This is a genomic window from Paludibacter propionicigenes WB4 (assembly GCF_000183135.1).
Taxonomy (GTDB): domain Bacteria; phylum Bacteroidota; class Bacteroidia; order Bacteroidales; family Paludibacteraceae; genus Paludibacter; species Paludibacter propionicigenes.
In genome coordinates, this window is sequence record NC_014734.1 from 360,802 (window position 1) to 385,245 (window position 24,444).

Here is a 24,444-nt window from a genome sequence, read left to right on the forward strand (position 1 = left end):
TTTATCTTTCGGCTTTGAGTAAGCTGTATATGACTAAATCAACAAAACCGCGGCTATGAAGTTCACCATCGCGCTCTATTCCTTCGCAGGTAAAGCCAAGTCTCTCGGCTACGTTCCGGCTTTTCTGATTTTCTTCGGCTGCTTTTATCTGGATACGATTCATATCCATTTTATCGAAAGCGTAATTTATTAAAGCTTTACAGGAACGAGTGATAATGCCCTTGTGCTGAAGCGATTCAGAAAGCCAGTATCCGATTTCGGTTTTCTTGTTGTCAAAATCAGTATCTTTAAATCCGATGAGTCCGGCAAAATGGTTGTGGTATGAAATAGTGAAAGTAAAATTGGAGGAATTAGCTGCTGTGGAGTTTTCAATAAATGCTTTTGTGTATGAAATATCGCGCGTATCTTCTACGAATGGCAGCCACTCTTCAAGGTATTTACGTTCATTATTTATCGTGTTGAAAATAGATTCTGCATCCTCAATTCCAACAATCTTGAGGCGTATATCCTTATCTACAATTATTTCAATACTATCGTGATTCATTATTCTCGTGTCAATATCAGTTGTTTTCGGTGAGTCAACTTCACAAGTTAGCAATCTGCTTTATAAAGAAACAGGATGCGAAAAGCATTACTATACACGCGTCTTCTTTTTCAGCTCAAAGTCACGACCCAGGTATTTTTCACGAACGACCGGATTGTCGGCCAGTTCCTGCGATGTGCCCTGAAACAGGATGCGTCCTTCGAAAAGCAGGTACGCTCTGTCTGTGATGGTCAGCGTTTCATCTACATTATGGTCGGTAATAAGAATACCGATGTTTTTATCTTTCAGTTTCCATACAATATCCTGAATATCCTGCACAGCAATGGGGTCAACTCCTGCAAAAGGTTCGTCGAGCATAATGAAACGGGGCTCGATAGCCAGACAGCGCGCAATTTCAGTACGACGGCGTTCACCTCCCGAAAGGCGGTCGCCAATGTTCATGCGTACATGTTCCAGGTTGAATTCAGCAATCAGGCTTTCCAGTTTGATTTTCTGATCGGCTTTACTGAATTTGGTCATCTCCAGTACTGACTTTATATTATCCTCTACCGTCATTTTACGAAAAACAGATGCTTCCTGAGCCAGGTACCCGATACCATTCTGAGCCCGTTTGTACACCGGATAGTTTGTAATATCCACATCGTTCAGGAAAATTTTTCCTGAATTTGGAGTTACCAGACCGGTTGTCATGTAGAAGGTAGTGGTTTTTCCGGCACCGTTAGGTCCGAGCAATCCTACAATTTCTCCTTGTTTCACGTTGATGGATACATCATTCACCACCGTACGTTTGCCGTATTTTTTGAATAAATGTTCGGTGCGTAACACCATATTATCGTTTGTCATAAGCGCTGATTAGTTGTGCAAAAGTACACTTTTTTATAACGATATACAAAACGAAGTTTTAAAAAAATACAACGTTTCATAGTCAGACAGGGCAGAGAGGCTCAGCGATACTCCCAAAAGCGAAAATATCCCTGCTTTATGGTATATAAAATACTGTTTGAATGGTATTTTATGAGCTGATCGTTCACTCTATCTTTGTATCGTATAAATAGTCATACATTCAGCTTATGAAATCAACAGCATTTTGCCCCATATCCGATAGAAGAATTGACGAGCACGTAGCCCGTCTAAACGGCGCTTTTACCGTAGTTTTGCTCTCAGTGTTTCTTGTTAGCGGAAGTATTATTCCGATTGTGTTTTTACTGATCGATTTTGGTTTGAGATCTGGTCGGTGGTACCGATACAGTGTATTGTCATCTGTTTCGAAGATCATAGCGCAAACCGTTGGTTTAAAACCTGCATTGATAAATGCGGGACCCAAAATTTTTGCAGCAAGAATAGGTTTAGTTTTTAATATAGCAATAATTTTCTCTTTTCTGGCAGGATGGAATACGCCTGCACTAATTTTAGCAGGAATCTTTACGACCTTCGCATTTCTTGAATCTGCTTTTGGGATTTGCGTTGCGTGTCTTATTTATCCCGTGGTTTACAAAATCAATTTATCGTTCAAAAATTGAAAAACTGAACATCCGAACTTTCAGATGTGTGTTTTAAAGGCTATTTTCGTTTAAAAACGAAGGTAGCTTTTTTTGTTTTCTTCTATTTGATTGCCTGCCGGTATGTGCAACAGAAAAGTACTGTTTTTTGAATAATTATTTACTTATTTGATTACTTTTGCTTTCAATAGTTTTCATTCAAAGCTGCTGTGCACAAAAGCTACGGAAGCTCAAAATAATATAGTATTAATTTAGAAATGATTGTTATGTACCAGGATTTTAGGTCGTATTTGCAAACAGAACTGACCAATATAGAACATGCCGGTTTATATAAAAAGGAACGTATTATAGTTACACCACAGGGTGCTGCCATTCGGGTAGCCGATGGAAAAGAAGTGCTGAACTTCTGTGCCAATAATTATCTCGGACTGTCCAACAACCCTTCGCTGATAGAAGCGGCAAAGAAGGGACTGGATACGCATGGGTACGGTGTTTCGTCGGTACGGTTTATTTGCGGAACGCAGGATATTCACAAACAACTGGAAGCTTCAATAGCCCGCTTTTTCGGAACGGAAGATACCATTTTGTATGCTGCCTGCTTTGATGCTAACGGTGGAGTTTTCGAACCCCTTCTCGGCGAAGAAGATGCCATTATATCCGATGCGTTGAATCATGCTTCTATTATTGATGGTGTGCGCCTCTGTAAGGCGCAGCGCTATCGTTACGCTAATGCGGACATGACCGAACTGGAAGAACAACTGAAGAAAGCTCAGGCACAACGTTTCAGATTGATAGTGACCGATGGTGTGTTTTCGATGGACGGTAATGTGGCGCCGCTGGATAAAATATATGAACTGGCCGGAAAATACAATGCTATTGTGATGGTGGACGAATCACACTCGGCAGGGGTAGTCGGCGAAACGGGTAGGGGAGTGACAGAACGTTATAACCTGCGCGGAAAAATTGAAATAATAACCGGAACACTAGGTAAAGCTTTTGGTGGTGCGATAGGCGGATTTACCACCGGCAAAAAAGAGATAATTGATTTGCTGCGCCAACGCTCGCGTCCGTACTTATTTTCAAATTCTATTCCGCCGATGGTGGCTGCTGCCGGAATAAAGATGTTTGAGATGATGGATGAAACCAACGAACTTCAGGATAAACTACACAAAAATACCCTGTACTTTGTTGAACGTATGAAAGCCGCTGGATTTGATATAAAACCTACTGAATCGGCTATTTGTGCTGTGATGTTGTACGACGCCAAACTGTCGCAGGAAGTAGCTACACGTTTGCTCGACGAGGGAATCTACGTAACGGGATTTTATTTTCCCGTTGTACCCAAAGGTCAGGCGCGCATCCGTGTTCAGATATCGGCAGCGCATGAAACCGAATATCTCGATAAGTGTATTGCAGCATTTAGCAAGGTGGGTAAAGAAATGAAGGTTATTTGACTTCGTCGTTATTAGCTCACTTCGTTCGCGATATTTGCCTGCGGCGATATTAACTCACTTCGTTCGTGATATTTGCCTACGGCGATATTTGCTTACTTCGTTCGCGATATTATGAGAAAGGGTATTATTTAACCAATCAACCAATTTTTATTGTCATATCAACTAATTACCCAATCAACCAATCAACCAATTACCCAATTAACTAATCAACTATTCAACACATCAACAATATGAAAGCACTCGTAAAACTTCGTCCCGAAAAGGGAATATGGATGGAAGAGGTGCCCATGCCGCACGTGGGAGTAAACGATGTATTAATTCAAATAAAGAAAACAGCTATATGCGGTACCGACCTACATATTTACAAGTGGGATGAGTGGTCGCAGCGCACTATCAAAACACCGATGACCATAGGACACGAATACGTGGGTGTGGTGGTGGACAAAGGACACGGGGTGCGTAATATCCGCATTGGCGACCGCGTAACGGGCGAAGGACACATTGCCTGCGGACATTGTAGGAATTGCCGCCGTGGTAAACTGCATGTATGCGAAAATACCGTAGGAGTGGGAGTAAACCGCGATGGAGCTTTTGCCGAATACCTGTCGTTGCCGGCCGAAAACGTGGTGCATTTGGATGCGCGTATTCCTGACGAGATTGCCTCCATCATGGATCCGTTCGGTAATGCAACTCACACGGCTTTATCATTCCCCATGATAGGCGAGGATGTGCTGATAACGGGTGCCGGACTTATCGGAACTATGGCTACGGCCATTTGTAAGTTTGCCGGAGCGCGTAATATAGTGGTTACGGATCTGAGCGACTACCGACTGGATATAGCCAGAAAAATGGGTGCAACCATGACAGTGAACCCACGTCGTGGCGAAACAATAGAGGGTGCCATTAAAAGTCTGAACATGCACGGTTTTGATATCGGACTGGAAATGTCAGGCTCGCCGATAGCTTTTGACAATATGGTAGAAAACATGTACAATGGTTCGAAAATAGCATTGCTGGGAATTTTGCCTAATACCACCACGGTAGCCTGGGATAAAATTATATTCAAAGCACTTACGCTGAAGGGAATTTACGGACGCGAAATGTGGGAAACCTGGTACCAGATGGAGCAAATGCTGATTACGGGCATTGATCTTACCCCGGTTATTACGCACCGTTTTTCGGTCGATGATTTCCAGCGTGGGTTCGACGTGATGGAGAGCGGCGAATGTGGTAAAGTGATTCTGAACTGGGACTAAATTCTCCCAACAGTTTTTGTATTTCGGCTTGCCGGACGATATCAATCGTTCGGCAAGCTGCGTTTATTTCCGGTTTATCAGTTCTTCTATTTCGCTGATGTGCAGCTCGAAGTGGCTGAGGTAACCCGTAATCATATTGCGGAGCGATACTTCTTCGTTGAGTGCCGATAGCCATATATTGTCGAGCTTGTCGGGGTTCACCTGATTGATAACGTGGGCTATGTGTCGGTTACTGTATTTCCAGAGCTGAACCAGATCGTTCATGTCCTCGTCCTGATAATTCTGAATGCCAATCCAGCGGTCGTTATTACCCAATGCTGCATAATCCGGAAATATCAACGGACTGTTTTGATACTGCAAATGAATAATACGATGTGTATTGTTGGAAGCGGAATCGATCATGTGCCCCAGAATTTGTTTGATGCTGCGGTTCTGACTATTCCGGCGAACGGCGATAATATCGTGGGGTAATGCCAGTAAACGGGGCTCCCATATTTCGAGTAGCCCCAGCAGGCGGGTGTTGTTGGCGGAGAATGTATCCATTTGGGTGATTGGTTGATTAGTTAATTGGGTGATTGGTTGACTGGTTGATTTGTCGGGTACAAATATAATGTATTCAACGAATCGGATGCAAGAAAAATCGGTTGAAGAGCCGATTTTTCTTGTTGAACGGTTGATGTGGTTATTTGGAGGGGCTTCTGCCCCATACCCCGACTTACGGTTGTCTTTTTCCTTTAACGGCTGAATTTCAGGTTGCGGTGCGCCAGTTTGTAACCTTTGAGGTTGATTAATACCTGTTTCTCCAGTTGACCCGGAATGCTGAAACGCGATCGGTTGTCTTCCACCAACACGTTTTGTATATCGTCTGTGTTGAGTCCGGCTTCTTCCACCAGAAATTCTTTCAGGCTGTTTTTAGTAAAGCCTTGTCCCAGACCGATGTTTACATGCAGGGTGATGGGTGGCTCGGGTTTTTCGTGTTTTGGCTGTAGATTCAGGGGACTAAACAGGATGTTGAGTTCGGATTGCAAAGTGTGGATGTCTTCCAACTGATCTTTTGTGGCAAGACATACCGATATCCCCGATTTTCCGGCACGAGCGGTGCGTCCGCTGCGGTGGGTGTATTGTTCAGTCTTTTCGGGGAGGCTGTAATGGACGATGTAATCCAGGTCTTTCACGTCGATGCCGCGTGCAGCAATGTCGGTAGCCACTAGCAGGTTGATGCTCCCTCTTTTGAAAGCGCGCATTACCTTGTCGCGCATTTCCTGGTTGAGATTGCCGTGCAGGGCGTCTGCCGACACAATACATCCGGCAAGCTGCTTGGCCAGACGTTTAGCATCCAGCTTGGTACGGCAGAAGGCAATGCCCCGCTCGTCGGCATGTCCGGACAGGAAGGCTTTGAGGTATTCCAGCTTTTCGCCTTGCTTGTACAGGAGGTAGCTGTGCTCTATGTTGCGGTTGATAAATTCTTCGGCATTGATGTGAATTTCGGCAAAGCCCGGTCGCAGGTATTTGCTGATAATGTGTTTTACATCGGCTGGCATGGTGGCTGTAAACAGCATTTTGGTGATGTTCTTGTTGCAGGATTCCAGAATTCTGTCTATCCCGTCCTTGAATCCCATATTCATCATTTCGTCGGCTTCGTCGAGCACGAGGTACTTCAGGTGATCCAGGCTCAGGGCTTTGCGTTCCAGTAAATCGATGAGCCGGCCTGGCGTAGCTACTACCACGTGGGTGGGGCGCTTAAGCTTTTGTATCTGATCTTCGATGGGCGCACCGCCGTAAACCGCTTCGGCAAAGACCCGCGACAGGTATTTGGAGAAAAGGAAAAATTCGCGGGCTACCTGTTGACCCAGTTCGCGGGTAGGAACCAGCACCAGTGCCTGTATCTGCGGCAGAAGCGGGTTGACCGACTGCAGAATGGGTATACTGAAAGCGGCCGTTTTGCCTGTGCCGGTCTGCGCCACCGCCACCAAATCGGAGGTGTGGCTCAGTATATGCGGGATGGCCTGTAGCTGAATGTCGGTGGGAGTGCTGATATTATTACCGTCCAGCGCCTGTATGATATCGTCGTTTATGCCTAAGTCTGCAAAAGTCATTGAGTTGATGTTTTTAGTTGTGGCAGCAAAGGTACTTGTTTTTCGGCTGGTGCGAAAACTATCTGCCCCCAATGAGCAAGATTCTTAAAAGCGGATGCCATTCCGCACAGCGCGGAGACGATCCCGCACACCGCGGAAGCCATCCCGCACACCGCGGAAGCCATCCCGCACATCGTGGAAGCCATCCCGCACATCGCGGAAGTAATCCCGCATATCGCGGAAGCCATCCCGCACACCACGGAAGCCATCCCGCACACCGCGGAAGTAATCCCGCAGACCGCGGAGACGATCCCGCTCACCGCGGAAGCTGTTCCGCTCATCGCAGAAGCCATTCCGCCAAGTACAGGAGCAAGAATCATAACCACAGGAGCAAGAATCATAACCGCAGGACTAAGAATCATAACCGCAGGAGCGAGAAACATAAACGCAGGAACAAGAAACATAAACGCAGGAGACTGAATATGCGGGAAAGGGGGACAAAAGCTGCATTAAGCTAATACATTGTTTGTTGTGTGAATTAAAAAATTAATACAATTATAGATTTTGTAAAAGAATGTTTTTATCTTTGGGGCTGGAAAAGAAATACATGACCCGACATAAGGTGGAAATAGACGAACATGATGTTCGCATAAACAGATGTTATAAAAAAAGAAACAGAACTGGTTTGAAATTGAACAGCATAAGCTATGAAACATATTAAGAAAAAATATTTATTTCAAGGTACTTTACCAATTACAAACCTGAATAATCTTCAGAAAATAGATTTGCTTGAAGATAATCAAAAATTGCTAAAACAAAAATCTAAGGATTGTTTTGTTGGGTTGAAATTATCTGATAGTGAAGAAATGATTTATGCATTTATTTACAACCATAATGGGAAGTATATCAACATACCATTACCTGACTACACATTAGTATATTATAACTTTGCCTATTCACTAAACATTGAAAGAAAAAAACAACAAGAAATATTATTATCACATTTATCCAATGTTGATACAATTACTCATGATTGTAGTAATGAACTTTTCAACTTTTATGGTCTTGCAAGTTCATACGTCGTAAACTTATTTACTTCAATAGAATCATTTATAAATTCGATGCTACCAGATGGAGAAAATTACATTGTTGATGGCAGAAAAAAGACAGAGGTTTATAATAAAATACAAATTCAAGAAAATGTGTGTTTTATGGACAAATTAAAAATCGTGCTACCACAATTTCACAAAAAGAATTTTTTTAAAGACAGAACCCCAACCAATCAACACATTATTAACTTGAAAAATTTAAGAGATGAGATAGTTCACACTAAATCTGACATTAAGCTCGAGATTTCAGTTGAATTATTTAGACGATTACTAAACTTTAAATATGACGAAACTTTAGACTCAGTAGCCTCATTGATGAACTTCTATAAAACAAATTATATTGAAGCTTGTGGTTGTGGCAAAGACTTCTAATCAAAAGAACGACAAACAAAAAATGAATGCACGATTTGCTAACAAACGCTCTTAGTTCATTGGCTAACTGACGTGCAATTTGTCGGAAGCAGAATGTACAGAATTATTGAATTTACAGAATAAGAAAAACAGCATAGTCAGCAAAGTAACGAACGGGTATTGACTGATTTATTTCCAATATAGCAAAGCTTAGTTAAGCTTACGTTATTCACAGACTGTATTTTAGTTTTCCGCTATTTTATTGATCATGCCTTTGAAAATTAGTCCGTGAAAAGGAAGTACCGAATACCAGTACAGTCTGCCGAATAGGCCCAGCGGTCTGAAGGTGGCTGTTTGTGTAAGGCAATTGTTCTCATCGATTTTAAATTCCAGCCATGCTTCGCCCGGCAGTTTCATTTCGGCATACAGCAGTAAGCGCTTTTCTTCTTTATTGGCTATAAGTACACGCCAAAAATCGAGTGCATCGCCGGAGAATATTTCTGTGGCACTTCTCCGTCCTCTTCGCATTCCAACACCTCCTGCAATTTGATCCAACAAACCTCTTATTTCCCAAAGCCAGTTTCCGTAATACCAACCTGTTTTACCCCCAATGGCCCATATTTTATCAAGGGAAGTATTGCTGTTCTCAACCGTAACTGTACGAATGTCTTTAAAGCATCCATTGACCGGTACTTCTATAAATCTGGAGAATCCTTTGCTGAATATATCACTTGTTTGTGCATCTTTCCAGCTTGAAAGCACCTGATTTTGTTCTATTTTATCAAAGGCAAGTTGTATGGCTGTTCCATAATCAATAAGTTTAATGCCAAGCAGCCGGGCTAAATCATTCGGTTTACAAATTACTTCAACCTTCATGCTGTCTACTAAATTCTTTGCAAGTGCATACGATGTGGACGTAACAAAATACAACCAGTAGGACGAAATTTTAGGCGTCATTACCGGAACAATAACGATCCGCCTTTTCAGACCTCGTATTTGGGCAAATTGCAACAGCATTTCTTTGTAACTAAGTACATCGGGACCTCCAATATCGTAACTGTTATTGTAAGTTTCTGTTTTAGCAATTACAGCAATTAAAAATTCTACGACATTACGAATGGCTATGGGTTGACACTTTGTTTTTAGCCAACGTGGTGTAATCATAAAGGGAAGTTTCTCCACTAAATCGCGAATGATTTCAAACGAAGCACTTCCTGATCCGACTATTATGCCGGCCTTTAATGTGGTGAGTGCAAAATCAGAACCCGACAAAACAGTTTCCACATTTTTTCGCGATGACAAATGTTTTGACAACTCATCCGCATTACTGATTCCACTAAGGTAAATAACCTGTCGGGCATTTGTTTCTTCAATGCGTTTTTTGAAATTAGTGGCACATACTGCCTCCATATCATTAAAGTCAGCGTTTTGTGTCGACATGGAATGAATGAGGTAATAAGCTACATCTATATCCGATGGAATCTGCTGTAGACTCTCAGCCTTTAAAAAATCTGCCTCTATGACCGACAGGTTCGAAGTCAAATAATTCTTCGTGTTAAACCGGTTCTTGTCTCGTACGCAACAGATGACTTCATGTCCATTTTCCAATAAAACGGGCAATAATCTTTGTGCAATATATCCGGTTGCTCCGGTGAGTAAAATTTTCATGCAACAGACTTTTTAAAGCCTCTTTCGAAGGCAATGGTTCTTATTCGAATGATCTCAATTACATTAGTTCGCAGATATTTAATGAAAAACAGTGATGAAGCAAAGATACAAGTTATTCTAGTATTTCAACAGAGATCTTATCGAAGTTAATGCATTAATTGTCTTGCCCTTCCGGATAAGTTTATAATATGAGAGCATGTTGGCGTTTGTCATTGGTTTCAGGTGACAGTCCGGAGCTTTTAATCGTATGGTGAGCGTACCCTTGAGGATGAGAGTCTGATTTTTTTGTTGTAAACAAATAACCACTTAACCTCTCGTTACAAGCGAGGGGTGTTTGTCTGAATATAATAAGCATTATCTTTGCGCAAAATATCCGGTTGCTCCGGTGATTAATGAAAATACATTGGCAGAATTTCAACCGGCATAAAACAAATTGAAAATGAAAGGCGTTTGTCTTTTATTCTATAATTCATCCAAAAACCATTTCGAATGAAGTTTAAATTTACACTCATTATTTTATCGCTTATTACGTTCAGATTAGCTGCTCAGCAAGCAGACACTTTAAAAACAGAGAATGTTTCTATTCATGCTCAAACAACCATTATCAATCAAAACAAAACATCATTCGCTGCAAAATACAGTGGAGATAATAGCTTGACAACAGATGCAGAAAATCAGACATCTTTAACTTCTACCTTGTATCTTGGAGCCCGTTTATGGAAAGGTGCAAGTGCATTTATTAATCCCGAAATAGCCGGAGGATCGGGTTTGAGCGGTGCTCTGGGAATAGCTGCCGCTACCAATGGTGAAACTTTCCGCATTGGTGATCCGGCTCCTAAAATTTACATGGCACGAATGTTTTTCACTCAGACCTTTGCTTTGTCCAATGAAACGACCTTTCAGGCTAGTGACTTAAATCAATTGGCCGGTAAGCTGCCAACCAGCTATATATCCCTTACGCTGGGTAAAATAAGTATTTCCGACTTTTTTGACGATAATAAATTCAGCCACGATCCAAGAACCCAGTTTATGAGTTGGGGACTGATGAGTAACGGTGCATGGGATTATCCGGCAAATACACGAGGTTATACGCCGAGTGCAGTGTTAGAGTATGTAACACCAAATAATGAACTTCGATACGCATTTTCTCTCATCCCCAAAACAGCCAACGGTAGTGTGATGAACTGGAATGTTTCAAAAGCCGGCTCGCATACGCTGGAATATACTCACCGCTATAAAATAGCCAATCAGGACGGTGCTGTTCGTCTACTCGGATTCTTTACTACAGGCAATATGGGTAACTACCGGCAAAGCATTGCTCAGAACCCTGTAAATCCTACTATCCAATCGGTAGAGAAATACGGAAATACTAAATATGGTTTTGGGATTAATGCCGAACAGAATATAACCAACGATTTAGGATGCTTTTTCAAGGCGAGCTGGAACGATGGAAACAATGAAACCTGGGTGTTTACTGAAATAGACCGCAGTGCAAGCGCCGGACTATCCATGACCGGCGATAGATGGAAGCGTAAGAATGATAATGTGGGACTTGCCGTAGTTGTTTCAGGCATTTCGAAAGCACATCAGGATTATTTGCAGGCAGGCGGCAGGGGTTTTATGCTGGGCGATGGTAATCTGAATTACGGATTGGAGCAGCTGGCCGAAATCTATTATTCGTTTGCATTAACTCCCGCTATGTCCCTGAGCGGAACATATCAACTGGTACTAAATCCCGGTTATAACAAAGACAGGCAAGGACCGGTGAATGTGTTCTCTGCACGTTTGCACATTCGGATATAAGTACACTGTTTATTGAATAGACCCGACCTATTTGTAGTAGGGTTCCAAGCATTTTTTGGAAGGTAACAAATTTCGTTTAGACGGCAACAAAATATTTTTGTTGCCGTTTTCTTTTCGTTTGGAAGGGTCCAAACAATTTTTAGACGGCAACAAATTTCGTTTGGACGGCAACAAAATATTTTTAGACCCGTCTAATTTTCATTTGGAAGGGTCTAAACAATTTTTAGAAGGCAACAAATTTCGTTTGGACGGCAACAAAATATTTTTAGACTCGTCTAATTTTCGTTTGGAAGGGTCCAAACAATTTTTGGACGGCAACAAATTTCGTTTGGAAGGCAACAAAATATTCTTGGACCCGTCTAATTTTCGTTTGGAAGGGTCTAAAAAACCGTGTGTAGAGCAAGAATGTGTGTTGCTGACCAGTAAGTATCTCTCTCCTCCTTGTTGGATAATTTAAATATCTAATAAGAAATTAATTGTCATTTAAATTATATTAATATCTTTGCAATACGAATTCGTTAACAAGAAATGGGTAATAATATGACCGGATTATATTCCTGTATGCGAATAAGCAGTTAGCATAGCGAATTGTTAGGTGTAATTAAAAAAAAACAGTATGACAAATAAACTGGTATTAATGATATTTCTTATGCTGTCTTTGTTTGATTTAAAGGGAACCAATTTAAACTCAAAACAAAAACAAGATTCAATTATTGAAATTGATATTGAAGTTCAGCATCCATATATTGACAATATTGTTAGTGAATTAAAAACACTTAGTCTTCCTGATTTAAATGTAGTCTATAAAAACGACTCAATCGTAAGAATAACTTTTGTTCCCATATTTAAATCTAAACAACTGAAAAATATTTTAAGAAATGCAAGTATATATTTTCTTGATACTTATGAAGTTGAAGTGTTGACAAAGTCGTCAATCTTTAGTGTTTTTAGACAATATGGTATAAACGAAATACAATCTGGGAATTCTCATGTTGGAGACTTTGCAATTAGTGACACTTTGTTAATAAACAATTCTTTGAAAAAGAAAGATAACATAAAAGGACTACCTTCTGACTTAATTTTTGCATGGTGCAACACGTTAAAAAAAGATTCAATTGCATTATTTCTGATAAATAAGAACAAAACGAGAAATAAACTGGACGAACAAAATTTTACAAATCTATCTATTGAGAAAAGCGTAACCAATATTGCTATAGAATTTGATAAAAATTGGAAACCGACTAAATGGGAGAAGAGAGCAAATTATATAGTAAATTTCAAATTAGATAATTATGGCACCAAACAGTTTTATAATCTGACAAAGAATAATATAGGTAATCGCATTGCATTCAGTATTAACAATAAAATAATTAGCGTTCCACAAATAAATAGTACAATTGAAAAGGGCGAAGTTACAATGTCATTGACAGGAAAACAAGATTTGAAAGAGCTATTTAAGGAATTGTTATTTAGTAGATATAACAGGCAGAAAGTTCATATAAAAGGAATTGAATATAAACAAACGACCACATAACACACGCTTTTGTTCATTGGCTGGCTGACGTGCATTCCTGCGGTTTTGCTCCTGCTTGCCACAGGCAAGCCCGCATTAGCTTCGCTGATTTTCAATTCACTTTGTCGTTCCACGACAGCGAATGCTTTCGCAAACCGCCAAATGCCCATAGCCTCGGTCATTAGCGGCAGTTATTAAAAAAGAAAAAAGAACATCGATGACTTTCTTATTTCACGACTCAAAACTTATAAATAAGAAGAAATATGAACATGAAAACAACAACTATTTGCATTCTATTATTTGTTATAACCTCTTGTAGACAGACAGAAAACAAAAAACAACATATTGCAAACGACAAGGACTTCACAGAAAAATCAGTCGAACAAATCACTCTAGGAACAATTGATTTTAAGACTATTTTATCTTCTGAGATAGCTGACACGTCAAAACTGTTTGAAATTAAAAGTGACGGAATCTTTTTTATTCAATCGACAGATGCTGAATGCGACTCTATGCAGAAAGCAGACGAGCAAGCTTATGAAAGCTTTTCAGAAAATACGAACAATGCTTCAATGAGTGCTGGTGAGCTATTGACCAACATGAAAATTAAACAATATTGGTCGAACAAGAGATTTGTTAAGTTCGAATTAAATGGAAAAGAATATTTTATCGACACTAGGAAAAATGAGAATATAAGAATCGGTAGGTGTATCTTGTTTCGAAAAGCGACAAAGCCAATGATTATTGATACTGAGTTGTTAACAGAAGAACTAGTGAAAAACTATTACCAGAAATAACTAGCCCATAACACACGCTCTATGTTCATTGGCTGGCTAACGTGCATTCCGGCAGTTTTGCTCCTGCAAACCGCCAAATGCCAATAGCTTCGGTTGTTAGCTGCAAGGCAAAAAAACAAAACATTATGGAAAAAGTGATTTTTGATACAAATGCATATAGATATCTGACATCAGACAAAAATTTTTCGGAATTAAAAGTTGACGTTGAAAATTTCAAATCAATTGAGAAAAGAGAAAACATATCTGCATTAATGCATCCAATTGTTATTAAGGAATTACTTTACCACGTTGCTGGAAAAAGAGATAAGATGCATAGAAAAGCAATTAAAGCGTTGAAAGCTATGTTTATTCATTGTGGTGACTCAAAAGAATTCTCTATTCTGGCTGACTTTGATTTACAGATGAACTATTATTTCTATAATGTAAGAGATACGAAAAGAGAAAGTATTGACATCCAATTAGGTGAAATTGTAGCAGCTATAGCGCAACAACCAATTGAAAAAGTATTACGAAAATACCAGTTTAACTTGAAACAAATAAGAGACCAAGTAAACGAAACAGAATTATTTTTCAAAAATTTACTCAAAGGACTTATAGCGGAAATTGATCCAACTGCAAAAGACTGGACAGTATTTGAAAATGATGTAAATATGCGAAACAAAGCGTTAAAGTATTTTAATTCTGATGAAGTGGAAGATGAAATTTCAATGGGTTATATATTGCAAATGCATGAAAATCTTATAAGTAAAGGTTTAATTGTACAAGAAAGCCAAGAACAACTTTTAATAAAATCAAAGGTCTTCAAGAAAATATATAAAGCTCCTATACAACTTTACAAAGAAGTACTAAAGAAGTTTATTCAGCCAAACTTCAATTTTGAGGAAAGAAATAGGGAAAATTTCATTTGGGACATTCATTTAATGTTTTTAGTTGGAGATTTTATTGAACCTGAAACAAATTCCCGAATTTACTTTGTGACGTCTGATCGTGAGATAAAAAACGCTGCAAGCAAGAGTGGATTTTCAACTAATGTATTCACTTATCCAGAATATATTGAATATATCACTAGACGTAAGACTAATTTAAATCAACAAAGCACGACCGCCTAACACACGCTTGTTCATTGGCTGGCTGACGTGCATTCCGGCAGTTTTGTTCCCGCTTGCAGCAGGCAAGACCGCATACTGCCAAAAAATTATAGCCTCGGTCGTTATGGGTAAGCGAAAAAAACAAAGAAACAACGAATTTAGAAATCCAAAACAGTAAAGAGATGACTGGACCAGACAAAGAAAAAGACTTTCCACTTGAGAACTATGACAGACTTTGCTTTCTGAAAAATATCGTCAAAAATCCAAACATAATTGTTGGTGAATATACCTATTATGACGATTTTGAAAATGTTGAGAACTTTGAGAAAAATGTAAAATATCATTTTGACTTTATTGGCGACAAACTAATTATTGGCAAGTTTTGTATGATAGCTTCTGACGTGAAATTTATTATGAATGGAGCAAATCATTTGACAAACTCATTGACAACATATCCTTTTGCGATTTTCGGAAACGGCTGGGAAAATGCAATGGACGGAAAGCAATATCCTCAAAAAGGTGACATAATCATAGGTAACGATGTTTGGATTGGTTATAACGCAACAATTATGGCAGGCGTGACAATTGGGGACGGAGCAATTATTGCGACAAATTCAACTGTGATCAAAGATGTTGAACCATATTCAATCGTTGGCGGAAATCCTGCAATTGAGATTAAAAAAAGATTTTCAACAGAAGTAATTGAAAGGTTACGTAAACTAAAATGGTGGGAATGGGACATAGAGAAAATAACAAAGAACATTCAAAATCTGACTGACTCCAACATTGACAAATTAGAAACAACAAATATATAGAAAATGAATCGCATAACCCCTAATACACGCTTTTGTTCATTGGCTGGCTGACGTGCTTTTTGTTTGTTACCACTCTGTAGAAGTTGCTTTTACTTTTCTGTCCAGTTCTTCTTTCGATTTTGCCCGGATAGTATCGTTGCGGTGTGTTCTGTGATTGAACAATACAAAGTACCACAGCAGGTAATTCGGGCTTCGGTGGTAAACCGGATAATACCGGTTGTTTACCATTCTGTAACTGGGATTTCGGTGATAAAAGGATGCCGGTCTGATTACACGTACTCTGCCGACAGGACGTGTTACAACTTTAGGTGTATTACTGTGGGTTCTGAACCCAGAAGAACGAAAACTACGTCCCGACATGCGAAAGCCTCCGCGTGCAGAGCCGTTTAAAAAGAAGCAAAAGCAGAAAACGGAAAGCAGAAAAATGATTCTTTTCATAAACCTAGTGTTGTAAGTAATTTAAACTGTATAATGTCGTATTTCTTAATTCTTCCTCTTCCGTGGAAATTTGTGAAATTCGTGGTTTGTTGATTATTTAAACCACAAATTGCACGAACCAACGGTCAGCGGAGCTAATTATCACAAATTATTTCTTGAATTAATTTGTGGAAATATGAATTGTCACGAATGAATATACGACATTTAATTGTTCGTTCTACTTAACTGCTTTTCAGCATTTTATTCTTCTATACTAAGCGCATATATCAGGGTGACAATAATGGGCAAGGTAATGATAATGGAAATAATCAGGGGCTTCCATATTTTTTTACGGGGATAAAGCTCAGCGTCATGGATGTAGTTTTTGAAAAAATACTCTGACAACACGTAACCTCCTACAAAATTGAACGCCATGGTGAGCGACGAAATAGATTTTTCGGGGATGTTAACCACGATAAAAGTGATAATGGTATAAACTACCGATGCTGACAGCACAATGTTAGCTTCCTTCTTTTTACCGATATCACGCAGGTTTTGCATAAGCAATACCCCTCCGAAAATAGATGAGAAAAAAATTGAAAAACCCCATATCACTTTATGGGAGTAAATTTTGGGTTTATTGCCGTTGTTTAAAGTCTCTTTAAGCAACTCTTCTTGTCGTTTCATTACTAAATAACAGTTTGTTTTTTATAGTTTTTTCCTTCGAAAAAAATCGTTTCAAACGATGCTGCAAATTTACGAATTCTTTTAGTTTTAATTCTGTCAATCAGTGATTATTTACTGTTTAATTTATTTGCCGATAATTATTGGGTAAATACTCAGCTTCTTTGTTGATTCGGGAACTAAACTTATTCAAGTATTTCTTGTTTGTTTATTCTGAATATCAATTTTTTTCGATGTTGATGTAAGATTTTTCGCTCTGTGTCGTCTTAATAATTGAACAGGTAGTTGGAACTTGAATCGATATACATAACCGAAAATCTATAATGACGAATTTATAGGGGGTTATGCCAGATCTTCGTTCGATGCTATTAGTTGTAACAGTTTTCAATGCGCTGTATTTATTTAACTGTTTAATGAGTTAATACTTTGAAAGCAAAGACTATTTTTGCATTGACAAATTTTTAGAAATTTCTGTATTGATTTGAATTGATTGTATTTATAATTTTGTTAGATTAATCCTTTAAATATAACTATGAAACACCAGTTTATCGCTGTTTTATTACTTCTGTTTTGTCTGAACTCTGTATCTGCACAAGAAAAGAAAAGCGTAGAAGCCGTTCGAATAACTAAACCGATTATCATTGATGGAATACTGGATGAGGAGGTTTATAGCCAACATAAACCAACCGGCGGTTTTCTGCAAATCCAACCTTATAACGGTAAACCTGCCATGGAGTCTACGGAGGCTTACTTTTTTTACGACGAATCGGCCATTTATGTTGGGGCAACGCTTTACGACAGCAAGCCCGACAGTATTTTTAATTTCCTGACTGAACGCGATGATATGGGTATGTCCGATTTTTTTGGCGTTTATATCGACCCGTATAATCAGGGACAGCTGGCCTATGGATTTTTTATTACTCCGTCGGGTGTTCAGGTGGATTTGAAAGCAATAAAAAGAGATGGCGATAACGAAGATACCAACTGGAATGCCGTGTGGGAAAGTAAAACCCGTGTAACGGACAAAGGATGGACAGTAGAGATGCGTATCCCTTTTTCGGAACTCAGGTTTTCCGAGAAATCGGGTAGTACCTGGGGATTGAACATGTTCAGAAACATTCGTCGATATAATTCTAATAATTCCTGGAGTTTTATAGATAGGAAAGTATCCGGTTTTATTCATCAGGAAGGGCAACTTACCGGAATAAAGGATGTGAAACCACCCCTGAGATTATCGCTGAGTCCGTACCTGGCTACTTACTTTGAGCCTAAAAGCAGTACTTCTTCTTCCAGTTTTTTATACAAGGGTGGGTTAGACCTTAAATACGGTATAAACGAAAGTTTCACGCTGGATATGATGCTTGTACCGGACTTTGGACAAATACAATCTGATGATAAAAAACTGAATCTTTCTCCTTATGAACTTTACTACAGTGAGAAGAGACAGTTCTTCAACGAAGGAACCGAGCTTTTCCAGCGGGGCAATATCTTTTATTCGCGACGCATTGGTGCTTCTCCCATGTTTTCGGCTGGAGATAATCTGAAAGATCATGAAATCGTAGATTACAATCCCGGTGAAACACAACTGGTGAATGCAACCAAAATATCCGGAAGAACCAAAGACGGGTGGGGCATAGGTGTATTGAATGCTATGTCGTTACAGTCGAATGCTACAGTGAAAGATACTTTGACTGGATTAACCCACGATGTGAGTGTACAGCCTTTCACCAATTACAATGTAATGGTGGTGGATAAATCGTTGAAAAACAATTCTTATGTAAGTCTTATCAATACCAATGTTTACATGTTTGGCAGTCCGTTCAGAGCCAACGTTAGTGCTACTGAGTTCCAGCTCCGTGATAAATCGAAAACCTATGCATTGAAAGGGAAAGGAGCTGTAAGTTACCGTGGCGATAGTATTCGTGAGACAGGATATTACGGTTATTTGTCCTTGTCCAAAAACAAAGGAAATTTCCAATACGGTGTGTACCAGGATCTCTATACCGATAAGTATAATCCTAACGATTTGGGCTATCTTCAGCGCAACAATCAGAAAACAACAGAAGTTTATGCTCATGCTCAGAAAACCGAACCATTTGGAATTTTCAGGGAAATAAACGGCTTTGTGTACTGGGATTATATCAGAATGTTTAACCCCAATACTTTGTATTGTAATGAGCTGGGATATAATGCCAATGCCCAGTTTAAAAATAATTACTGGCTGAATATAAACGGAAGATATGATACCGATGTTTATGATTATTTTGAACCGCGTGTATCCGGCAGGTTTTATAAAAGGCCCAGAGCTTACAACTTCAATTTAAATCTGAGTACGGATGAACGAAAACCCCTGAATTTTTACTTTCATTACGGACACGGAAGCCAATCTTCAATAGGTCAATATTCTAATTTTGGTGATTTTCAGACTACGCTTCGCATTGGGAAACGATTCCAGATAAGTTATATGATCAGCTTCTATAATTCTACACACGAAAAAGGTTTTGTGGATAAAAACTCTGCAAATGATTCGATTATCTTTGCCCGTCGTAATGTGAATTCGCTGGAAAATATTTTTTCGTCATCGTACATTCTTAGCAACAAAGCCAGTCTGAGCCTCAGGGCTCGTCATTATTGGTCGGGCGCCAATAACAAGTCGTTTTACTTGCTCCAATCGGATGGTTCGCTGGCAGATAACCCGTCTTATAAACAGAGCAAAGATCAAAACTACAATGCTTTTACGGTGGATATGAGTTTCAGATGGAACTTTGCTCCGGGATCGGAGTTGGTTTGCACCTGGAAAAATTCGGCTTATACCGATCAGAATGTATTCAATAATAATTATTGGAACAATCTGCACAACACCTGGTTGAACCAGAAAAACAGTATTTCGCTCAAAGTATTATACTATATTGATTATAATAAATTCATAAAGAAGAAGACGGTTTAAATACCACATAGATAAAATGCTGCACAAACAGAGCTTATACAGAAGGATGTATAAGCTCTGTTTTTTTATAGCTAATTTGGATCATTCTAAATTAGCTGCATGCTAATAACTTAGTGCTAATTTCTGATTGGATAATAAATTCTTTGCGTATTTTTGAGCAGATTTTCACAACACAAAAGGTATCATGATTACAGAAAAGAAGAGTGTGGCACTAATGTCGGTGCTGGCAGCTGTATTTATTACTGGCTTTAAATTAATAATTGGATTGTTGACCGGTAGTTTGGGCATCTTGTCCGAAGCGCTTCATTCGGCACTGGATATGGTGGCAGCTATGATTACTTATTTCTCGGTGCGGGTTTCGGATAAGCCTGCCGACAAGGATCATAACTACGGGCATGGTAAAGTGGAGAATTTATCCGCTTTTATCGAAACACTATTATTGCTCGTTACCTGTGTTTGGATTATTTATGAAGCTATTCATCGCCTGGTGTCTGGCAATACTCATATTGAGGTAAGTGTTTGGAGCTACGTTGTAGTTATCAGCTCCATCGTTATTGATTATTCACGTTCCAGGGCTTTATACCGGGTGGCAAAGAAACACAATAGTCAGGCGCTTGAAGCCGACGCGCTGCATTTTTCTACCGATATATGGAGTTCTACGGTGGTATTGTTCGGTCTGATAGCCTACCAGTTTCTGGGTTGGTATGCAGCTGATGCCGTGGCGGCATTGCTTGTTGCGGTCATTGTTTTGTATGTTTCTTATCAGTTGGGTAGAAAAGCGGTGGATGTTCTGTTGGACAAATCGCCTCAGAATACAACCATAATTGTACACGAAGTACTGAAGGGTTTTCCGGAGGTGTTGAAATTTCATGGATTGAAAGCGCGTACCGCCGGTGCCGATACTTTTATTAAATTTAATGTTCATTTTAATCCGGATTTAAGCCTGCGTGATGTGCATGAAGTGTGCGATAAAATAGAAAAGGAAATAAAATCGAGAGTAGTACGCAGTGAAGTTTATATCCATGCAGAGCCGGAAGAGATAAGCCATATCGAAAACGAAGCGGATGATAATATAGTGTAGGTTTGCATAATATTAAAATAGGAAAGCTGAAGTTTAATTCTTGTGAATATCGTTAGTGAACTTTTAAAAATACTGAATGAGATAAAATATAGTTGATGTAAAAGTTGTTATAATCCATGATTGCGCTATAATAATAAGTGTAAATCGCTGTTTTAAATGAAAAACAAATAGTTTAATTACTTTCAATTAATGGATTATGAAAACAAAAGGTATTTACTTAGCTTTAGTTTTATTTAGCGTTATTGCATGGAGTTGTACATCTCAGGACGGATTAAATAATCAGTCGTTGAAGACTTCTATAACTGCTAATGCGCAGGAACTAATCACTGCAGTGAACTCAATAACCGCTTCATCAGGTTATGGTATTTTATCCAATTCCGATTTGGCTACGTCTCCCAGTATGGTAAAATCTGCTGAAGCATCATCAGTTACTCCTATTACTGACACTATTAGCCTGTCTCAAATTGCCGGAGTTTACGATTATAAAGCGGCAAAGTACAAAAAATGGAGTCCGATGTTGTTTAATTTCTTTGCTAAAACCGGGACAAGCTCCGATTTTATTGTACGCCTTCCGGAAGCAAAAATAAAACATCCCAGACTATTGCTTCTGTACACTCCGGCCGATACTACGCTGGTGAATGATTATGTAATTGACGTTTCGAAGTATAATTATGTGTTCGGACGTTACCTCTGGAACTACAATCTGGCTTCTACCATTACGGTTAAAAATGTCAGTATCGGTTCTCTGACAGTTCAATCGTCAAGAAACAAGTCAGAAGGTCAGAATTTTGTATCAGGTTTTACCTTTGCTAATGGGTACGAAGCTAAATTGAAGTATTCAACCGGTGATACAATTTTATCGGTTTACAATATCTCCAAAGGCGGTACAACATTGTTTGAAGAAAAATTTACAGCTATCAAAGATTCGGCCAGTCGCCATCGCGAAAAACAGTATTCATTGACAATCGGAAATGTTCAGGTTATAAGAACTCCTACGCACGGTAACAATGGTCTGGATAGCGCCAAAGTTTATTTAGGAGGCGTGCTGCAAACGAAAGCTGTGGTGAAAATTATTGATTCGGGTAGCAAAGATGATGCGACAGAGTTTAGCGTAATAGGTCATAACAGAGATTTGCAAATAACCTTTGATGATGGAACAAGCACTACGGTTAATCAATTGTTAGGTTCTACCATTACGGATGTTCGTTCGTTATTCCTCTCGCTGCGCCAGGTTTATTTTGCCACCAATGTAGTTGACTGGGTTGCCTGGAGTGTAAAACTCAACAGGCTGAATATGTAATTTCGGTACATGCGGATATAATAAGAGGGAAAGCATTGGTTTTCCCTCTTATTTTTTGCAGAAACGATTAAGCTCTGCCTACATTTGTGTGTTGAATCAGTTCTTTGCAGGTTCAATCCCAAAGGTAAATCCGGCCTTTACACGTTCTGTCAATTCCGGTATAATATCGGTATATTCGCCCACAATACCAAAGTCGGCAAAATGGAATATCGATGCTTTGGGGTTATGATCAATCGCAATAATTTTTTCGGATTCCTTCATTCCTGCAATATGCTGGATGGCACCCGATATCCCAACACTGATATACAATTTAGGACGTACTGTTTTACCTGTTTGACCTACCTGGCGGGCATATTCAGAGAAACCTTCGTCCACCACCACACGGCTACATGCCCATTCGGCTTTCACGCCCTGTGCTTTGAGTGCATCGGCTAGTTTTTTGATCAACTCCAGTCCGTCACTGGTAGTACCGCGTCCACCTGAAACAATGACATCTGCATCAAAGAGGTTTACAGAGTTACCCTCACCCCGAACCGTTTGCAATATCTCAACTTTGAACTCATCTTTTGTGAGCTTAGGGGCAAAAGTTGAAATGACTCCTGTTCTTCCTTCCACCTTGGCAGGTACTTCAAAGGTTCCGGCACGCGCAGTTGAAATTTGTGGATACACAAAGCCAAGGATGGTTGCCAACTTGCTTTCGCCGTAGGTTGGACGACGTGAGTGCAAAATCGGTTTATTGATAACCTTTTCTTTCCGGTTTACGTATTCTCCTATTTCCAGTCCTGTACAGTCTGCCGTTACACCGCTACCGGTTTTCATGCCGATACGGGGTGCAAGTTCTCTACCCGATGTCGTAGCTGCAAAAAGGGCAATCTCGGGATTTCTTTCTTTTATTACCTGCTCAAAAATACTGGAAAACGGTAGTACCAGGTATTCTTCGAGTTTATCATCTTCTACAACGATAACTTCATCCGAACCATGTTCGAACAGAATTTGCGCCTGATCTTTCACATTTTTTCCAATCAGCAGTGTCATTATTTTCGTATCATCTCCCAGTTGATCGGCAAGATGGCGTGCGGGAGTTAGCAGCTCCAGCGATGGGCGTGCAATTTTTCCGTTTGCCAATTCTGCCCATGTAATAATACCTTTAGCGCCGTTGCGGTTATCGTAGAATGGAAATTCAGGTTTCTCCGAAACTTTCTTTTCAGTGGCTTCTTTTTTCTCCAGTACATTAGCTCCTTTGTTGTAATTGGCTATTAAACTGTCAACCAAAGCAGTCTCATTGCTTCCCTGCGACATGATAATAGGAGCACGTTCACTCACGATATTTACTACGCCGGCAACAATAGTGGGTGATCCGCTCAAACCGATTTTTTCTGTTCCCAGCCCGATATCATCGATGCCAAAAACCGTGATTTTGGCATTACGTGCTTTGATAGCTCCGGTCAGCGAAGGTTTGCGAGGAGGAATGCCCGTTGGAGTCAATGAAATGGTACACGGCATTGGTAGTTTCATCATCTGATAACCACCTTCGATAATACGCTTAGCGATAACATTGCCTTCTCCGTCAGCTTTTACTGTTTCCACAAAAGTTGCCTGTGGAATGCCTAAAGATTCTGCCACCTGCGAGGGAACGTGCGCCGTATCTCCGTCGCTGGTTTGGCGACCCGCCAGAATGATAAACGGTTCCTTAGCATCTTTGGTAAAGCCGAGGTGTTTTAGCATAGTTGATATGGCCAATCCTGTAGCATAGGTGTCGCTACCTCCGAGCTTACGATCCGAAAGCAGGTACGCATCGTCGTAACCCATCGAGATGGCGGTGCGCAATGCTACTTCGAACGAACCGGGTCCCATAGAACAGGCAATGAGTCTGGCGTCAGGATATTGTTTTTTGAGTTGTAATCCGGCTTCAAGACCAAACTGACAATCGATGTTGATGATTGACTTTGCTTTCGTTCTATCCATTAAGCCATCTTCCCCCATTCGCATTTCTGTGGCGAGTGGTACTTGTTTTATTAAACTTATAATTGTAAGAGCCATTTC

General features: G+C 39.9%; 20 protein-coding genes. 12 read left to right on the forward strand and 8 right to left on the reverse strand.

The genetic code is table 11. The features are described 5' to 3' along the window. Position 1 precedes the first annotated feature (1 nt). Together PALPR_RS01480 and lptB are read right to left on the reverse strand one after the other, a co-directional pair. On the reverse strand, positions 2-544 hold the full coding sequence (locus tag PALPR_RS01480; protein ID WP_013443829.1) for a GNAT family N-acetyltransferase: 543 nt from the start codon (positions 542-544) through the stop codon (positions 2-4). A gap of 90 nt (positions 545-634) precedes the next feature. Then, positions 635-1,387 carry an LPS export ABC transporter ATP-binding protein gene (lptB, locus tag PALPR_RS01485; protein WP_013443830.1) on the reverse strand — a complete coding sequence of 251 codons (753 nt, stop codon included), beginning with the start codon at positions 1,385-1,387 and terminating at the stop codon, positions 635-637. A 227-nt stretch (positions 1,388-1,614) separates the two neighbouring features. On the opposite strand from lptB, the gene PALPR_RS01490 reads away from it, so the two are divergent. From PALPR_RS01490 to tdh, 3 genes are all read left to right on the forward strand, one after another. Next, positions 1,615-2,064 carry a DUF4395 domain-containing protein gene (locus PALPR_RS01490; protein ID WP_013443831.1) on the forward strand — a complete coding sequence of 150 codons (450 nt, stop codon included), beginning with the start codon at positions 1,615-1,617 and terminating at the stop codon, positions 2,062-2,064. A gap of 245 nt (positions 2,065-2,309) precedes the next feature. Continuing rightward, positions 2,310-3,497: a glycine C-acetyltransferase gene (gene kbl, locus PALPR_RS01495; protein WP_041620564.1), complete on the forward strand. Its 1,188-nt coding sequence runs from the start codon at positions 2,310-2,312 to the stop codon at positions 3,495-3,497. Between the two features lie 230 nt (positions 3,498-3,727). Further along, complete coding sequence (tdh, locus tag PALPR_RS01500) at positions 3,728-4,753, forward strand: L-threonine 3-dehydrogenase (RefSeq protein ID WP_013443833.1); 1,026 nt, start codon at positions 3,728-3,730, stop codon at positions 4,751-4,753. 63 nt (positions 4,754-4,816) lie between these two features. On the opposite strand, the gene PALPR_RS01505 is transcribed toward tdh, so the two are convergent. Then, positions 4,817-5,296 (reverse strand): hypothetical protein, encoded by a 480-nt coding sequence (locus PALPR_RS01505; protein ID WP_013443834.1) that lies wholly within the window; start codon positions 5,294-5,296, stop codon positions 4,817-4,819. A 191-nt stretch (positions 5,297-5,487) separates the two neighbouring features. Further along, a complete protein-coding gene (locus PALPR_RS01510; protein ID WP_013443835.1) occupies positions 5,488-6,849 on the reverse strand; it encodes a DEAD/DEAH box helicase in 1,362 nt (453 codons plus the stop codon). Positions 6,850-7,535: 686 nt separating this feature from the next. Here PALPR_RS01510 and PALPR_RS01520 point away from each other — a divergent pair. After that, entirely contained in the window at positions 7,536-8,309 is a 774-nt protein-coding gene (locus tag PALPR_RS01520; protein ID WP_013443838.1) for a hypothetical protein, read from the forward strand. A gap of 222 nt (positions 8,310-8,531) precedes the next feature. Here the strand turns inward: PALPR_RS01520 and PALPR_RS01525 are convergent, their stop codons facing one another. After that, positions 8,532-9,956 (reverse strand): SDR family oxidoreductase, encoded by a 1,425-nt coding sequence (locus PALPR_RS01525; protein ID WP_013443839.1) that lies wholly within the window; start codon positions 9,954-9,956, stop codon positions 8,532-8,534. 489 nt (positions 9,957-10,445) lie between these two features. Between PALPR_RS01525 and PALPR_RS01530 the strand changes: the two genes are divergently transcribed. The 5 genes from PALPR_RS01530 (at position 10,446) to PALPR_RS01555 (ending at position 15,972) form a co-directional block, all read left to right on the forward strand. Further along, on the forward strand, positions 10,446-11,759 hold the full coding sequence (locus tag PALPR_RS01530; RefSeq protein WP_013443840.1) for a carbohydrate porin: 1,314 nt from the start codon (positions 10,446-10,448) through the stop codon (positions 11,757-11,759). Between the two features lie 616 nt (positions 11,760-12,375). Beyond that, the gene (locus tag PALPR_RS01540; protein ID WP_013443841.1) at positions 12,376-13,293 is read left to right on the forward strand and encodes a SecDF P1 head subdomain-containing protein; all 918 of its coding nucleotides are present in this window, start codon (positions 12,376-12,378) and stop codon (positions 13,291-13,293) included. A 248-nt stretch (positions 13,294-13,541) separates the two neighbouring features. Beyond that, positions 13,542-14,069, forward strand: coding sequence for a hypothetical protein (locus PALPR_RS01545; RefSeq protein WP_148226409.1), 528 nt, complete (start codon positions 13,542-13,544; stop codon positions 14,067-14,069). A 125-nt stretch (positions 14,070-14,194) separates the two neighbouring features. Continuing rightward, entirely contained in the window at positions 14,195-15,178 is a 984-nt protein-coding gene (locus PALPR_RS01550; RefSeq protein WP_013443844.1) for a hypothetical protein, read from the forward strand. A gap of 161 nt (positions 15,179-15,339) precedes the next feature. Continuing rightward, entirely contained in the window at positions 15,340-15,972 is a 633-nt protein-coding gene (locus tag PALPR_RS01555) for a CatB-related O-acetyltransferase (protein WP_013443845.1), read from the forward strand. Positions 15,973-16,038: 66 nt separating this feature from the next. On the opposite strand, the gene PALPR_RS01560 is transcribed toward PALPR_RS01555, so the two are convergent. Together PALPR_RS01560 and PALPR_RS01565 are read right to left on the reverse strand one after the other, a co-directional pair. Continuing rightward, positions 16,039-16,410, reverse strand: coding sequence for a hypothetical protein (locus PALPR_RS01560; protein ID WP_041620120.1), 372 nt, complete (start codon positions 16,408-16,410; stop codon positions 16,039-16,041). A 240-nt stretch (positions 16,411-16,650) separates the two neighbouring features. Beyond that, a complete protein-coding gene (locus PALPR_RS01565; protein ID WP_013443846.1) occupies positions 16,651-17,076 on the reverse strand; it encodes a hypothetical protein in 426 nt (141 codons plus the stop codon). 529 nt (positions 17,077-17,605) lie between these two features. Between PALPR_RS01565 and PALPR_RS01570 the strand changes: the two genes are divergently transcribed. From PALPR_RS01570 to PALPR_RS01580, 3 genes are all read left to right on the forward strand, one after another. Next, positions 17,606-20,020: a DUF5916 domain-containing protein gene (locus PALPR_RS01570; protein WP_013443847.1), complete on the forward strand. Its 2,415-nt coding sequence runs from the start codon at positions 17,606-17,608 to the stop codon at positions 20,018-20,020. 184 nt (positions 20,021-20,204) lie between these two features. Further along, positions 20,205-21,101 carry a cation diffusion facilitator family transporter gene (locus PALPR_RS01575; protein ID WP_013443848.1) on the forward strand — a complete coding sequence of 299 codons (897 nt, stop codon included), beginning with the start codon at positions 20,205-20,207 and terminating at the stop codon, positions 21,099-21,101. Between the two features lie 196 nt (positions 21,102-21,297). After that, complete coding sequence (locus PALPR_RS01580; protein ID WP_013443849.1) at positions 21,298-22,401, forward strand: hypothetical protein; 1,104 nt, start codon at positions 21,298-21,300, stop codon at positions 22,399-22,401. A 96-nt stretch (positions 22,402-22,497) separates the two neighbouring features. Here the strand turns inward: PALPR_RS01580 and PALPR_RS01585 are convergent, their stop codons facing one another. Next, positions 22,498-24,441, reverse strand: coding sequence for an FAD-binding protein (locus PALPR_RS01585; protein WP_013443850.1), 1,944 nt, complete (start codon positions 24,439-24,441; stop codon positions 22,498-22,500). Positions 24,442-24,444: the final 3 nt, after the last annotated feature.

What these genes read in the sequence shown, in the direction of transcription:
- PALPR_RS01480 (WP_013443829.1), bottom strand. Translation starts at nt 544, where the DNA reads ATGAATCACGATAGTATTGAAATAATTGTAGATAAGGATATACGCCTC.
- lptB (WP_013443830.1), bottom strand. Translation starts at nt 1,387, where the DNA reads ATGACAAACGATAATATGGTGTTACGCACCGAACATTTATTCAAAAAA.
- PALPR_RS01490 (WP_013443831.1), top strand. Translation starts at nt 1,615, where the DNA reads ATGAAATCAACAGCATTTTGCCCCATATCCGATAGAAGAATTGACGAG.
- kbl (WP_041620564.1), top strand. Translation starts at nt 2,310, where the DNA reads ATGTACCAGGATTTTAGGTCGTATTTGCAAACAGAACTGACCAATATA.
- tdh (WP_013443833.1), top strand. Translation starts at nt 3,728, where the DNA reads ATGAAAGCACTCGTAAAACTTCGTCCCGAAAAGGGAATATGGATGGAA.
- PALPR_RS01505 (WP_013443834.1), bottom strand. Translation starts at nt 5,296, where the DNA reads ATGGATACATTCTCCGCCAACAACACCCGCCTGCTGGGGCTACTCGAA.
- PALPR_RS01510 (WP_013443835.1), bottom strand. Translation starts at nt 6,849, where the DNA reads ATGACTTTTGCAGACTTAGGCATAAACGACGATATCATACAGGCGCTG.
- PALPR_RS01520 (WP_013443838.1), top strand. Translation starts at nt 7,536, where the DNA reads ATGAAACATATTAAGAAAAAATATTTATTTCAAGGTACTTTACCAATT.
- PALPR_RS01525 (WP_013443839.1), bottom strand. Translation starts at nt 9,956, where the DNA reads ATGAAAATTTTACTCACCGGAGCAACCGGATATATTGCACAAAGATTA.
- PALPR_RS01530 (WP_013443840.1), top strand. Translation starts at nt 10,446, where the DNA reads ATGAAGTTTAAATTTACACTCATTATTTTATCGCTTATTACGTTCAGA.
- PALPR_RS01540 (WP_013443841.1), top strand. Translation starts at nt 12,376, where the DNA reads ATGACAAATAAACTGGTATTAATGATATTTCTTATGCTGTCTTTGTTT.
- PALPR_RS01545 (WP_148226409.1), top strand. Translation starts at nt 13,542, where the DNA reads ATGAAAACAACAACTATTTGCATTCTATTATTTGTTATAACCTCTTGT.
- PALPR_RS01550 (WP_013443844.1), top strand. Translation starts at nt 14,195, where the DNA reads ATGGAAAAAGTGATTTTTGATACAAATGCATATAGATATCTGACATCA.
- PALPR_RS01555 (WP_013443845.1), top strand. Translation starts at nt 15,340, where the DNA reads ATGACTGGACCAGACAAAGAAAAAGACTTTCCACTTGAGAACTATGAC.
- PALPR_RS01560 (WP_041620120.1), bottom strand. Translation starts at nt 16,410, where the DNA reads ATGAAAAGAATCATTTTTCTGCTTTCCGTTTTCTGCTTTTGCTTCTTT.
- PALPR_RS01565 (WP_013443846.1), bottom strand. Translation starts at nt 17,076, where the DNA reads ATGAAACGACAAGAAGAGTTGCTTAAAGAGACTTTAAACAACGGCAAT.
- PALPR_RS01570 (WP_013443847.1), top strand. Translation starts at nt 17,606, where the DNA reads ATGAAACACCAGTTTATCGCTGTTTTATTACTTCTGTTTTGTCTGAAC.
- PALPR_RS01575 (WP_013443848.1), top strand. Translation starts at nt 20,205, where the DNA reads ATGATTACAGAAAAGAAGAGTGTGGCACTAATGTCGGTGCTGGCAGCT.
- PALPR_RS01580 (WP_013443849.1), top strand. Translation starts at nt 21,298, where the DNA reads ATGAAAACAAAAGGTATTTACTTAGCTTTAGTTTTATTTAGCGTTATT.
- PALPR_RS01585 (WP_013443850.1), bottom strand. Translation starts at nt 24,441, where the DNA reads ATGGCTCTTACAATTATAAGTTTAATAAAACAAGTACCACTCGCCACA.